The following is a 13,398-nucleotide window of genomic DNA, read 5'->3' on the forward strand; positions in this document are numbered from 1 at the left end:
GTGATATTTGCCCTGAATGAAAGATCATTTTTTGTTTATCCACAGTTTTGAATTTGGATTATTTGCCGTCCCATGGTTCACATGCACCCGATGTTTTTTCCCAACATTGTTTACCTGTGCTGTCTATAGTTAAACTTCCTGTACTTTTCATTGCGCCAGTACTTTTAGGAGCAGCGGTGAGTGTCCAAGTTTGGTCCCCTGCATCTAAATCGATAGAGTACAGTGCATCATTGCTTGGGAAATCTACTGTAGTATTTGAACCATCTATCGTAGCTGATGAATAATTATGGTTGATAACATAATAGCTCTGCATTTTTTGTGCAATTTGCATCATTTCTGCTTGTGCATCAGCACGTTTAGTTCTCTGTACATAGTTTTGATATGAGGGATAAGTAATTGCCGCAAGAATTGCAATAATAACTACAACAATCATCAGCTCAATTAATGTAAATCCTTTCAAGCTCTTCATTACCATGACTCACTATTATCATCATCACCACAGCTTACGAATGTGCTCACAACATTTTTTACTTTTGTCATACAGCGAAGGCCTGCATTAGTTAAAAGCAAATCATAATTACGTGGCTGTTTAGGCTCCGTGCCGTCTTTAACGCGTTCCACAGAAATAGCCCAACTCAATCCATTAACGCTCTCAGAATCAGTTGTTTCTGCACCTTCACTATTTTTTTCAATTGTCAAAGGTTTATGACGAGTACCACCATCAACTAAGGTAATGATATATTTAACATCTGAGCCACTCGCACCTAAAGGCAATGACAATTTTCCTGTCGCTTTGTCATAATAGCTTTCACTGGTAGAATTCCCATCGGAATCAGTACCTTGATAACCATATAAATACGTTGCATCAAAACCCTTATAACTAAAATTTTTAGATTTAAAACGCTCAAGCTCTCCTGCCAACCGTAAGGCTTCTTGACGAGCGATGGCAAGATCTTTACGTTCAATATATTGACTGTAACTTGGGATCGCGATTGCTGCCAAAATTGCAACAACAACAACCACGATCATCAACTCAATTAATGTAAAACCTTTTGCCTTTTTTAATTGCGCTACCGAATTTAATTGCAAAGCTGTAGCAGAAACAGTCAGCTGTGTATTATGCGTTCGTATTAAACTAGAAAAAAAGTTCATCTCTTTACTCCTAGCGTGTTTCATACCAACGCAATTGTCTTAAATTTGCGGTCGTACTAAACAATTGACATTCAGGCAAGTTTTTATTTGCAGTAACTTTACAATCCACACTACCCGGACGTGGCACTACCAAGCCAGTATTATCTTTATTATTGTTATGACCTAATCCAAGGCCAGAACCTAAAATACCAGCACCTATTTTAACTTTATTAGGTTCACCTGATGTTGTTGTTGCAAACGGACATTTTCCTGTTGGTAAGCAGAACTGATACACATAGGAATCACCTTTAACACCAGCACCACAATTACCACCAATACCCGTACCATCGCGATGGAATACGTTTACATAGAGCATGCTATCCAGTGCATAAAGTTCATTCATGCCTTTATACACACCTGCCTTGTCAGAATAAGTATATTTCCAGCCATCGTTATCGGCGACAGAAACACCATCATCCATTACATCATTTAACGATTCTAAGGCTATATTATTCGTTACAAGTGTCAATTCATCATATAGTGCTGGTTTAGCAACATCTTTGTCATAAACAACAAATACACCATCATCTGCACTAACTGTAGACCCATTATGGTTTGTTCCTGTAGCACCGACTAAAGGCTTACTTCTATTCCCTGAGCTAAATGCAACTGCAGCGATATAACCATCGTTACTTTCATGAATCGATACACTTGGCATTTCATAGAAACGTGGGCTTGCACCACCCGTTACATGCTCATCAAATAAGCGAACAACACGTTTAGCAAAGTTAGCTTTTTTAGCATTTTCATCTGTACCCGTTGCAAGATTATTTAAATCAACACGGAAGCCTTGCCCTGCTAAATCGCCAAAATAAAGATTATCCACTAAACCATCATTATCGCGATCGACTGCGTTAATCTGACTCACAACACTGTATTTCATATTGATATTTGCGTCGCTCGCATCGGTGAATGCTTGAGCGCCTAAGGCTTTTGTAGCATTTGCGCTTGTCCACCACAGTAAATCACCCGTATCCGCATCAAACATATAAACGCCAGCACCACCACCTTTGGTTGTAGCTTGATTGTAATCAGCAGCTTCATAACCTGCATCATAACCACCACCTACAAACATCACTGGACGTTTTTCACTCCCAAAGTTTACATAAGCCAGCGTCGGTTTAGACCAACTTTGCCCCATGTAATCTAGCGCTTCTACAGACACTGTAGTACCAGATTTATAAATTTTTGAGTCAGTTAATTTTGGATCTATATGGAATTTCAAGCTTGGCTTATCGAGGTCAGTAAGGTCCAATGCATAGTAACTGTTTCCGCCCATGCGCAGACCACCATATACCCACTGTAAGCCTTTGAGTGCTAAATCTGTGTTTGTACCACCATCACTTGTTTTATCAGACGCTTGTACTGTTAATGAACCATCCTCTTTAGAAACATATTGCGTATACGCAGACCATGGTGCATCAATCCCATAAAACAAATTAGCAGATCCACCCGTAGTCGAATTTTCAGCTAAAAATGCTTCTGGCTGTCTTTCCATCATTTCATGAGGAGCGAATGCGAATTTTTCTTTACCTGTTTTAACATCTACAACATGTAAAAGACCTTGGGAACTACCAAAGAGTAAATAATCATCCCGATCTGTCGTATCTAGTGCGCCCGTCGCAACATCAACCTTAATAGCACCACGCTGGGTGAGTAAAATTGGTGTTGAGTGCATTACTGTACCAAGCTGACGAAGTTCAGTAGCAGAAGACAAACTATTTAAGGTAATTCCCGTTGCATCAGCAGCAACGTTATAACCCAACAAGTTCAACCAATAATTTTTTTGTGGATCATTAACAAAAGAAGCATTCGCACCTGTTCCAAACAATGCATTTACATTTAATTCTTTTAAAGAATTTGTTTCAGTTGCAGTATATGGCGTCGTCGAACTAATTGTCCTATTTGTAAAAATAGTGCGTCGAACATAAGTTTCATTATCAGAATTAAGTGCAGTACCTAAAGCCAATTGACCAAGCACACCACCACTCCAAAGACCATTGGCATTTGAGTTAAGTGAACCATCGTCTTTAATCAATTTAATAGTGTTGGAACTATTATACAGTTCACCATTATAGACATTGTATTTATTAAGATTACCCATCCACAAACGATATTGCGCCTGAGGCTTTGGTGTAAAAGACGCATAATAACCATAAGGTTGAATCGTTAATGGATTTAAAGCATCTTGAGGTAATGTAGGTGAACCTGTTGCAATGGGTTCAAAATCAGGTGTTACATTCGTAACGAATTTTTTAATACTATTTTTAATATCGGCTGAGTTTTCAGCATAATAAAATCCACCATCACCATAAGCTGAACTACCCCATAAGCAGGCATTTTTAGCATCTTCATTTGGCGCACTTGCACAATTATATGTGCCATCTGCATTCTTAGTTAAACCAGCAAATGAAGCACCAAAACCAACAACTGCAGTTTTAATATTCATATCAGCAGGGTTCTTTTGCGTATTTGATGTTGCAGTTCTATTACGCATTTTTTTGGCATATTCACCAATATATTCCCAACCACCAGTTTCACCAGCAAATAAATCAGACTTTAACGTCGGTGAAACTAAAACGCCTGTACCAGATGGCTTTACCGAAAATTTATAAGTATCAGTTAATGATCGATTTAAAATTGTTCGCGCCATGTCATCTTTCGTCGAGTTTGGTGCACCATCTGTTAAGAAATAAATCCCATTCCCATCACAACTATTCGTTGAACCGCCAGCAATATAATTACTGCTATTTTTCGATTCAGGCACTGAATATGCAAAACCACCAACATTATTATCACTAGTTCCATCTAGTGAAAAAGGATTAGTACGATACGATACCAAACCATTGATACTATCTGGATACCCCCAAACAGTACCAACAACTGGTTCAATATCCATTGGTTCTGTAGGTACTTTCACCCAACCATCAAAACGCCAACCAACAGGAAGTTTTTTATACGCATCCCATAACGATGACATTCCTCCACCAACTGCGGTTCTAAAATTATTAAAGTTAACAGTACACCAGTTCTGGTTGGGAGCATTTGCCCTCGTACATGTACCATCATAAGGCTTATAAATAGTTGTACCTTGAACTGTCTTATCATTATTATTCCATTCAGGCCAGTCACTTGGACACTGTTTCACAGTTGCACCTAATGCTGTGGTTGTCCCTCCCCCAGAAGTCGCACAAAGGAAATAAACCTGTTCCGAGCCTTTTTGCTTCAACATATAGCCATCATAAATATAGCTAACTTTTGTTGATGTTGTAGCAACACCTGTATTTGTCCCCATCATATAGGCAGCAGCTTCTGCATAAGCGTGTGCTGTTGGCGTACCGCTGGCTGCCTTAATTATATCTGGATAGGTTTGACTGGATATTTTTAAATTACTATTTGGAGTTCCATCTTCATTTGTTGATGTATCAATGGATTTAATTGCTGCTAAAGCTTGAGCTATTTTTATACGCTGCGCTGTTGTCAACGGAGCATTTGGCACAACAATCCGACCGGAATGACCATCGACTAATTTTGTAGGTACATTACCAATAGTCAACTCTGTTCTAGATGAAAACTGGCCTAGCCCCATAACTACACTATCAGACAATCCTGTTGTTGGACTTTCTGCCAACAGTGGTAAAATTGCATCCTTGAGGCGAGATAGTCGATCGTATTGAGTTACACCGCCACTAGTACATCCGCGAACGTAGTAAGTTATGGTAGTTGTACCAATTGTCACTGATTTTTGGATTGATGTTCTATTAGTTGCAGTATCCCTTAAATTATAGGCCCACTCCTTAAAATTGACCGCCGTGGAGTCCTTATAATCATTTTTAAATTCTTTTACATCAACTTGCGCACACAACGGGCTATCCACATCACCTGGACTACCATAGCTATTATTTTTGGGCAATACTAGAGAACTTATACCCATACTGCCCGATGTATCCAACATTAATAAAATAGAAGTTTTACCACCAGTTGTGCTGCTATAAATATCAATATCACTCGCTTGAGTTGCGGCACTTTGACATAACACCAATGTCATCACCATTGATACCGAAGCCGAAAGTATATTTTTTTGATATAACTTTTTCATCACTAAACCCTCTTTCCTTACGATACCAATTTCGGCTGACCGCCAACGACATAATCAGAATGTTGCATATTGTATGGAATATTTAAACCATCAAAACATGCTGCTACTTCTGAACTTTTCTTTTTAAAGCAAGTTTCAATATCAGCTTTAGATGCAGCAGAAAAACTTGGTAATATAGAAATTACTGTCGCACCAATATTATTGGTGCTTGATGGAACTGGGCTTTGACCAACACTGGTACCCTTAGGAACACTACTAAACGGCGCTTCGGTCGTTGTATTTTTAGTTAAATAAATTTGGGAAATAACAGCCGAACGTCCCATTGAAAACTGATTTGCTTTACAAAATCCACTAACACCTTGCTTAGTCGTTGAACCATCTGCAGAAATTGCACTTGCTTTTGACAACTTAAAAAAACTACTTTCACTAGCTCTATAGCAAAAAACCAATTCATCTTTTGCATTTGCCGCAGAGTTGAAATAAGCAAACATGCCATCTAATGCCATTTGTCTTGCAATTTGATTTGGGTTTTCAATATTAAATAATGCTGAGTCAGAATTCCCCATAAGTAGCGAATTAACCTGGCTATTCGTAGCAATTTTAAGCCCCAAAATACCCGATTTCACCGCAATTGTTCCTATTAAAGTAATAATGACTAAAATAATTAATACTGTAATTAATGTCGCACCTTTTTGTTGATTCATTACGATGCCCCCAATGTATTACGAATAGCAACGACTTGATTTACAGCTTGGCGAAGATATTTTTTGTTTAATGCCTCATCACCTTTTAAAGTTACATTCTGTCCTGCCACTTCAAATGTCTTTTTTGTATTTAGACTTGCATCTGCCCCAATTGTGCCAGTCGAACGAGATAATACGCCAACATCAATTGAAACCACATTTAAATAAGTATTTGTACAAGACGTCGCATATTTATCAGCCTCACAAGGCTCGGCATCTAAAATACCATCCATCTCATCTTTATAATCACTAATCGTCATATATCTTAAGTTTCCAGCTGGATTCTTAACACCTAAACGTATTTTAAATGCATCTACTCGTTGCATAATTTGTTGTGCATTCACACCCAAACCGTCTATCGTTGTGCTAGTCGATTCATAAGAACCGGCATCACAATACAAAGAATAAGACGTTGGCTCACCTGCAACTTGTTGTGGTGCTTCAGCAACAAAATAGCGTTGTATAATAATTTTTGATGAAGCATCATCAATGTTATTTCCTTCGCAATCAGTAATTGTTTCTTCCGCAGGAACATATTGCATTGTAAATTGATCACTATTCCCCGAAGTGTTATCAGCATCTTTATCTTGTGCAGTCGCGTATTTACTTTCCATATCACTAAAAGCAGCTAAAGTGGTTGGAAGATTTTCTTTAGTAAAAATGACACCTGAACCATTAGTGATATTGTTTACTCGCTGAGAAGACAATGTATTTAGGTTTGCATGACGAATATCATGCGTAACTACAGATAAGCCAAAATTCGCATTTTGTTGTAATTCGCCCATGCTATTTTGTAAATTTAAGGATCTTGAGCTGCTAAAAAAGATAGCCAAACCTGCAGCAACGATGATTAAACCCAATGCTAATGCAATCATAAGCTCGATTAAGGTGAAGCCAGCATTGACTCGATTACCGTTGATCGAGTGATAAGAAGTCGTATGTCTATTAGCTTCCATAGTTATAGACCTCCATAATGATACATTGTGCATTTGGGATATATGCTGCACCGTTTGTACAGTCTGTTGCTGCCGTACCATTTGTTGCTGTAGTACCGCCCCATGCAACATATACACATTTACGAACTAATGTTGAGCCTTGGCAATTTAAAACATTCATATTCATACCTAAATCGGTAGCGTGTTTACTTACTTGCGCATAGTCGTATTGAGCCATTTCTTTAGGTGTACAAAATTCTGCAGCACACTTCGTTGCCGCACTCTCATCACTTTTATAATCAAGTAAGCCTTCCCGATTCATACGCATTCTTTCGGCCAAATCACGTGCAATATTAGTCGCTTGAACATTCATACTGGCTTCAGTCGTTGCTGTAACAGCTCGAATTTGTAATGCAACAAAGCCTAATACTGCAATACTAAGCAGTATGAGAGCGACCAACACCTCTATCAGACCAACACCTTTTTGAGAATTTATCATTATATTTTTCCCTAATTTCAGGTTGGGCAACTGGTTAAAGATTTGTTGTACACGACTGTTCCACCTTTTTGTACATAAACATAAGCCTTTAATGTTGAATCACTTTTATGTGAAAAAATAAAGCACTCTGCATTATCTGTCTGACCTAAGCGTTTAAATGTTATAGACGTATCACCACTATCTTTTTGAATATGAGACGGCACCCAAGTTTTATATGAATCTGCAACCGTTGTATTTACAGCTAAAATTTGTGGTTTCTGCTTAAAAATCGCTTCTGAACGAGTTTCAGCCAACAGATCAATAAAATCACGAGTATCTGTGGTTAATTGATAATTTCGAACTAATTTAATAAACGAAGGCGCAGCCATTCCTGCAATAATCGCCAACACCGCAATCGTCACCATCAATTCAATTAACGTAAATCCTTTATTTTTCTGCATACTCCCCCCAAGGCGCGCCAAACTTTACCCTATTAAAAATAATATCTAATTAAATTACAAAACAAACACAAATAAGGATAAAAGGCATAAAAAAACAGATAATTGCCAAAAAGCAATTATCTGTCAATTCCTAAAAAATTCAGAATGTTAAGTACTTAACACTTTAGGCCTGAGTTACCGGAATACGTAACTCTTTGGGTAAACTAAATGTAATATTCTCTTCACGACCATCCAGCTCTTTAGGTGCTTGGGCACCCCAATCCTGTAAACGCTGAATGACTTGTTTAATCAGAATTTCTGGTGCAGAGGCTCCGGCGGTTACTCCAATCTGGGCATTTTCTTCAAACCATTCCTGTTTGAGTTCATCGGCATTATCAACCAGATAAGCTGCTTTACCCATACGTTCTGCCAACTCACGCAGACGGTTGGAGTTTGATGAATTTGGCGAACCCACGACAAGTACCACATCACAACGCTCGGCTAGATCTCGTACTGCATCCTGGCGGTTTTGGGTGGCATAGCAAATATCATCTTTACGCGGCCCTTGAATCAGCGGGAATTTTTGGCGTAAAGCATCAATCACTTTCGCCGTATCATCAATCGATAAGGTCGTTTGCGTGACAAAAGCCACTTTTTCAGGATGATGCACAGTTAAGGCAGCAACATCTTCTTCATCTTCAACTAAATAAATATTTCCGCCATTATTTCGGTCATATTGCCCCATGGTGCCTTCAACTTCCGGATGTCCTTCATGACCAATCAGAATCGCTTCAATGCCTTCACGGGCATACTTGGTCACTTCAATATGCACCTTGGTCACTAAGGGGCATGTCGCATCAAAAACCTTTAAACCACGGCGCTCTGCTTCTTCTTGAACCGCTTTAGACACACCATGTGCACTAAAAATGACGATATTGTCATCAGGAACTTCATCCAGTTCATCGACAAAAATTGCACCGCGTTGGCGTAAGTCATCGACTACAAATTTGTTATGTACCACTTCATGCCGTACATAAATCGGCGGATTAAAGCATTCTAGGGCACGGTTCACGATCGCAATGGCACGATCTACACCAGCACAAAAACCACGTGGGTTGGCTAAAACAATTTCCATAGAATCCTCAATACTCACACCATTTTTAGCGGTTCAATTGAAATAAATGTAAAACAATCGACTGGTAACTATTTAGTTTAAAGCCGGTCTACTCTAAAATAGAGAAGATATTTTATCATATCAGGAAAAATATCATGTCGGGTCTCTTGTTTGTCGTTTCTGCAGCGTCTGGAACAGGCAAAACATCCCTTGTTAAAGCCCTACTTGAGCGTGTCAATAACCTTCACGTTTCTGTGTCCCATACCACACGCGGTCAACGACCTGGCGAACTCGATGGCGTACACTATCATTTCTCCCAGAAAGACGATTTTTTAAATCTGGTCAATGAAGGTGGTTTTATTGAATACGCAGAAGTATTCGGTAATTACTACGGTACCGCGCAGGCGACTGTTAAAGAACAATTGGCCAAAGGCCATGATGTGCTGCTGGAAATTGACTGGCAAGGTGCACAACAAGTCCGTCGACTTTTTCCTGAATCTCAACAAATTTTTATCTTGCCACCAAGTCAGTTTGACCTGCGTGAACGTCTGTCTAACCGGGGTACCGACACAGTTGATGTGATTGAACATCGTCTGAGCTGTGCAGTGGAAGATATGCAGCAATATAGCAACTTTGACTATATTATTATCAATGATGACTTTAACAAGGCACTGCATGATCTCGAAGCGGTCATTATCGCCAATCGTCTGACCTTGTCGCAGCAAGCCAACCGTCATGAAAAACTGATTCAGCAACTGATCACACCCATTGAACAGTGATTAAAACTTGAGTCTATAGGCAAAGCCTTTTATACTGTGCAGTCTGTTAAAATTTATTATTCAAACGAGAATTCTTATGGCACGCGTCACCGTTGAAGATTGTTTAGACCATGTAGACAACCGCTTTGAGCTTGTACTAGTGGCAAGCAAGCGCGCGCGTCAATTGGCACGTCAAGGTATTGAACCAACTGTAGAATGGGACAATGACAAACCGACTGTTGTTGCTTTACGTGAAATCGCTGCAGGTCATGTATCTAAAGATATTTTGAAACAACGTGATCAGGACTATCAAACATCAAGTCTGGACCTTGCACTTTCTGCAAATAATCTAAACTTAGACGGTTTTTCTTTCCAATAAGAGATCGTCACTGAAAAAGCCTAGTTTTAAACTAGGCTTTTTTTGTTATGTGACTTTTATATTTATGCCAGAACGGTTATAACATAAGGGTTAGCTATCGAACTTGAATCCGCTTTCTATTTGTTAAAGTAAAAATTTGGCAAGCGCTACAATTCATATTTAATCAAAGCTTTCATGGTTTTATTTGTAAGAAACTCAGTTTTAAAGGTGTTTTATGCCAGGCCCACAGGTCAGTCAAGCCAAGCAACAGTTAGAGATGATGATCGACGCGTATTTAAATGAACGTGATGTCGAACGTGTGCTTGCGGCCTGTGATTATGCAGATATCGCGCATGACGGTATTGTGCGTAAAAGTGGCGAACCCTATATTTTACATCCGATTGCGGTGAGCTGTATCTTGGCGCATATGCGTCTGGACACTGAAACGTTGATGGCCGCACTGCTGCATGATGTGATTGAAGATACCGACTTCAATAAAGATGATATCAGCGAGACTTTTGGTTTTACCGTGGCCGAGCTGGTCGATGGCGTGACCAAACTGAGTCATTCCAGCGATAAAGAATATAATAAAGCCGCGTCATTCCGAAAAATCCTGCAAGCCACCTTACAGGATCCACGTGTCATTATTGTGAAACTGGCCGACCGCTATCACAACATGACCACTTTGGAAGCGCTGCGCCCGGACAAACGCGCGCGTATTGCCCGTGAAACCTTTGAAATTTTTGTGCCGATGGCACGTATTGTCGGCATGAATGAAATGGCCGACAATCTGGAACATTTGTGTTATCAGAATCTTGATCTGGACATGTACAACAACGTTCAGGCAGCGCTATTAGAAACCAAGCCAAAACGTTGTGAATATCAGGCGATCTGGGAACAAAAGCTGAATGATCTCTTAGAAGACTATAGAATTGAAGGTCGAATCAAAAAGAAAAATAACAATATTGAGCTGTTACGCCATTTTGTTAAAAATGATATTGACCTGCAAGAGCTGACCCATAGCCATGCCTTTGAAATTATTTTACAAAGCATTGCAGATTGTGACCGTCTGGCAGAAATTCTGACTCAGAGCTTTAAAATTCAAAGCTATGAAGATCATATTCGCCGTCCATTACCCGGTGGCAACCAGTCCTTGATGATGCGTTTAAAAGGTGAAAAGACCACCTTGTCGCTCACCATTCAAACCGAACTGATGCGTAAAGCCGCACGTTTTGGTGTGGTACTGGGTGAAAATGCCCCGCAAGCCTGTCGTTCTGCAATTCAGGCCTCGATGCAAAATCTAAACGTGTTGGTCGATGGTGAATGTGCCAAAACCACCTTTAGTGAATTACTGGATTATCTGCATCAGGAAAAAATCTGGGTGTATACCCCGCATGGGCATTTACACGAATTGCCACAAGGTGCAACAGCGGTTGATTTTGCTTATGCGGCCAGCCTGTTCCTGGGTAACCATGCCATCGGGGCGAAAATTAACAATGAGACCAAACCGCTCTCGACCCCGCTAGTCAGCGGCCAGGTGGTCGAAATCATTACTGATGTCCTTGCAACCCCCAACCCAGACTGGCTCAGTTTTATTAACACCCAGAAAGCCCGCCGAGCCATTCAGAATATCTTGCGCGATCAGGATCTGGACGAACAACGTCTGGTGGGTCAACAGGCACTGAATCGTGCCCTAAAACTGTTTCATCGTTCGATCCGGGATCTGACCGAAGCGGACTGGAAAAACCTGCTGGAATGGCGCCATATTGCCACTCAAGAGCAGCTGTTTGAGCAGATTGCAGTCGGTGACTTATTGCCGCAACTGGTGGCCAATCATTTATTCGCCCAAGACCAGCATCAAAACATTGCCAGCTCAGGGCGCCTGATTCAGGGCACTGAAGGTGTGGATGTCAAATATGCGCATTGCTGTAATCCGGTGCTGGGCGATCCGATTCAGGGTCATTTGACTCGTCGTGGCCTGATTGTGCACCGTTCACGCTGTCATAACCTGCTACACGAACAGCATCAGCACCCTGAAAATATCATGCCCTTGCAGTGGACTGCCGATGATCTGGACGATATCAGCTTTAGCGCCTATCTCAGCATTGATCTGGCCATGGATGATGAGCAGATTTCTGACCTGATTTATCAATGTCGTAAAGCACATTCAGGGGTAGAGATGGTGCGCACCCAGGATGAGCAGACCTATGTCAATATCGTGGTGCATAACCGCAAACAGATTGCCCAGATCATCCGGGACCTGCGTATGTATTTCGGTTTTCCAAGAATTACCCGTCTGACCCGGCCCGTCATTCTGAGCGAAGCATCTAAAGCGAGTTAATCATTTAAAACGATAATGCTGTTGTCGGCTGGATTGATCGAATATGATGTATGTTGATGATAAAAGGAGAAATTAATGTCCCGCCAAGTGATCCATACTGAAAATGCCCCTGCTGCGATTGGCACCTATTCGCAAGCCATTTTAGTCGGTGATACCTTATATCTATCTGGTCAAATTGGCTTAGATCCTTATAGTATGGAATTGGTTGAAGGCATTGAAGCACAGATTCGCCGTGTATTCGATAATTTAAAAGCCGTCTGCGAAGCGGCCGGTGGCTCTCTGGCAGACATCGCCAAACTGAATATTTATCTGACTGATTTATCGCACTTCCAGCTGGTGAACCAGATTATGGGTGAATATTTTGCCCAGCCTTATCCAGCACGTGCAGCACTCGGTGTTGCCAGCCTGCCAAAAGATGCTCTGGTCGAGATGGATGGCGTTGTCATCATTCAGCAATAATTTTTAAAATTTATGTAACACTTAAACTTCTATATTTCGTTTGCAATCATGAATCACTCTAGCAAAAACCCGAGCAATAATCGGATTTTTGCTAGAGTGATATTTTTTTATCTAAATCACCAATCACAATAAAAGCTATTTCAAATGATTTTTATTGACAAACGATAACAATTATCAATAATATTACTTATCTTATTTAAACACTGTGGTTGTGTCCTATGTACGTTTGTTTATGCCGTGGCATTACAGATCAAGACATTAAAGATGCTATTGCAAATGGCGCTGAAACGTATCGTGATGTGCGCGATATATTGGACTTGGGAACCTGCTGTGGCCGCTGTGCACCAGAAGCCCGTATGATCATCAGTGATGAAGTTTCACAAATTGCGGCCCGTTTGGCTGTGGCCGCCTAAACCGAATAAAGATAATCATAAATCAATGATCTCAGATCATTCCTCCTCCCCCGCCTCTGACTCTGGCGG

At 40.5% G+C, this 13,398-nt stretch carries 13 protein-coding genes; 5 read left to right on the forward strand and 8 right to left on the reverse strand.

Features of this window, described 5'->3' with window-relative positions; translation table 11 throughout:
• Positions 1-58: 58 nt before the first annotated feature.
• From FTU44_RS06550 to ispH, 8 genes are all read right to left on the reverse strand, one after another.
• Positions 59-469, reverse strand: a complete 411-nt coding sequence (locus tag FTU44_RS06550) for a type IV pilin protein (RefSeq protein ID WP_180049895.1) — start codon at positions 467-469, stop codon at positions 59-61.
• Positions 469-1,152 carry a prepilin-type N-terminal cleavage/methylation domain-containing protein gene (locus FTU44_RS06555; protein ID WP_180049897.1) on the reverse strand — a complete coding sequence of 228 codons (684 nt, stop codon included), beginning with the start codon at positions 1,150-1,152 and terminating at the stop codon, positions 469-471. Before FTU44_RS06555 ends, FTU44_RS06550 begins: the two co-directional genes overlap by 1 nt.
• Positions 1,153-1,162: 10 nt before the next feature.
• Complete coding sequence (locus FTU44_RS06560; RefSeq protein ID WP_180049899.1) at positions 1,163-5,290, reverse strand: pilus assembly protein PilC; 4,128 nt, start codon at positions 5,288-5,290, stop codon at positions 1,163-1,165.
• Between the two features lie 17 nt (positions 5,291-5,307).
• Positions 5,308-5,994 (reverse strand): pilus assembly protein PilX, encoded by a 687-nt coding sequence (locus FTU44_RS06565; RefSeq protein WP_180049901.1) that lies wholly within the window; start codon positions 5,992-5,994, stop codon positions 5,308-5,310.
• On the reverse strand, positions 5,994-6,953 hold the full coding sequence (locus FTU44_RS06570; protein ID WP_373686007.1) for a PilW family protein: 960 nt from the start codon (positions 6,951-6,953) through the stop codon (positions 5,994-5,996). The genes FTU44_RS06565 and FTU44_RS06570 overlap by 1 nt, the downstream gene beginning before the upstream one ends.
• A gap of 25 nt (positions 6,954-6,978) precedes the next feature.
• Entirely contained in the window at positions 6,979-7,467 is a 489-nt protein-coding gene (gene pilV, locus FTU44_RS06575; protein ID WP_180049904.1) for a type IV pilus modification protein PilV, read from the reverse strand.
• A 17-nt stretch (positions 7,468-7,484) separates the two neighbouring features.
• The gene (locus FTU44_RS06580; RefSeq protein WP_180049906.1) at positions 7,485-7,907 is read right to left on the reverse strand and encodes a Tfp pilus assembly protein FimT/FimU; all 423 of its coding nucleotides are present in this window, start codon (positions 7,905-7,907) and stop codon (positions 7,485-7,487) included.
• A 163-nt stretch (positions 7,908-8,070) separates the two neighbouring features.
• Positions 8,071-9,021 (reverse strand): 4-hydroxy-3-methylbut-2-enyl diphosphate reductase, encoded by a 951-nt coding sequence (gene ispH, locus FTU44_RS06585; protein ID WP_180049908.1) that lies wholly within the window; start codon positions 9,019-9,021, stop codon positions 8,071-8,073.
• A gap of 134 nt (positions 9,022-9,155) precedes the next feature.
• On the opposite strand from ispH, the gene gmk reads away from it, so the two are divergent.
• The 5 genes from gmk to FTU44_RS06610 all read left to right on the forward strand — a co-directional run bounded on the left by gmk (position 9,156) and on the right by FTU44_RS06610 (position 13,329).
• Complete coding sequence (gene gmk / locus FTU44_RS06590; RefSeq protein WP_180049910.1) at positions 9,156-9,779, forward strand: guanylate kinase; 624 nt, start codon at positions 9,156-9,158, stop codon at positions 9,777-9,779.
• Between the two features lie 76 nt (positions 9,780-9,855).
• Entirely contained in the window at positions 9,856-10,137 is a 282-nt protein-coding gene (gene rpoZ / locus FTU44_RS06595) for a DNA-directed RNA polymerase subunit omega (RefSeq protein WP_004650579.1), read from the forward strand.
• A gap of 214 nt (positions 10,138-10,351) precedes the next feature.
• Positions 10,352-12,457 carry a bifunctional (p)ppGpp synthetase/guanosine-3',5'-bis(diphosphate) 3'-pyrophosphohydrolase gene (locus FTU44_RS06600; RefSeq protein WP_180049912.1) on the forward strand — a complete coding sequence of 702 codons (2,106 nt, stop codon included), beginning with the start codon at positions 10,352-10,354 and terminating at the stop codon, positions 12,455-12,457.
• A 75-nt stretch (positions 12,458-12,532) separates the two neighbouring features.
• Positions 12,533-12,916, forward strand: a complete 384-nt coding sequence (locus FTU44_RS06605) for a RidA family protein (protein WP_005263848.1) — start codon at positions 12,533-12,535, stop codon at positions 12,914-12,916.
• A gap of 218 nt (positions 12,917-13,134) precedes the next feature.
• Positions 13,135-13,329, forward strand: coding sequence for a bacterioferritin-associated ferredoxin (locus tag FTU44_RS06610; protein ID WP_004732422.1), 195 nt, complete (start codon positions 13,135-13,137; stop codon positions 13,327-13,329).
• Positions 13,330-13,398: the final 69 nt, after the last annotated feature.

Source organism: Acinetobacter sp. YH12105, assembly GCF_013419095.1.
Taxonomy (GTDB): domain Bacteria; phylum Pseudomonadota; class Gammaproteobacteria; order Pseudomonadales; family Moraxellaceae; genus Acinetobacter; species Acinetobacter pseudolwoffii.

Coding starts and splice junctions, on each gene's coding strand:
- FTU44_RS06550 (WP_180049895.1), bottom strand. CDS start 469: ATGAAGAGCTTGAAAGGATTTACATTAATTGAGCTGATGATTGTTGTA.
- FTU44_RS06555 (WP_180049897.1), bottom strand. CDS start 1,152: ATGAACTTTTTTTCTAGTTTAATACGAACGCATAATACACAGCTGACT.
- FTU44_RS06560 (WP_180049899.1), bottom strand. CDS start 5,290: ATGAAAAAGTTATATCAAAAAAATATACTTTCGGCTTCGGTATCAATG.
- FTU44_RS06565 (WP_180049901.1), bottom strand. CDS start 5,994: ATGAATCAACAAAAAGGTGCGACATTAATTACAGTATTAATTATTTTA.
- pilV (WP_180049904.1), bottom strand. CDS start 7,467: ATGATAAATTCTCAAAAAGGTGTTGGTCTGATAGAGGTGTTGGTCGCT.
- FTU44_RS06580 (WP_180049906.1), bottom strand. CDS start 7,907: ATGCAGAAAAATAAAGGATTTACGTTAATTGAATTGATGGTGACGATT.
- ispH (WP_180049908.1), bottom strand. CDS start 9,021: ATGGAAATTGTTTTAGCCAACCCACGTGGTTTTTGTGCTGGTGTAGAT.
- gmk (WP_180049910.1), top strand. CDS start 9,156: ATGTCGGGTCTCTTGTTTGTCGTTTCTGCAGCGTCTGGAACAGGCAAA.
- rpoZ (WP_004650579.1), top strand. CDS start 9,856: ATGGCACGCGTCACCGTTGAAGATTGTTTAGACCATGTAGACAACCGC.
- FTU44_RS06600 (WP_180049912.1), top strand. CDS start 10,352: ATGCCAGGCCCACAGGTCAGTCAAGCCAAGCAACAGTTAGAGATGATG.
- FTU44_RS06605 (WP_005263848.1), top strand. CDS start 12,533: ATGTCCCGCCAAGTGATCCATACTGAAAATGCCCCTGCTGCGATTGGC.
- FTU44_RS06610 (WP_004732422.1), top strand. CDS start 13,135: ATGTACGTTTGTTTATGCCGTGGCATTACAGATCAAGACATTAAAGAT.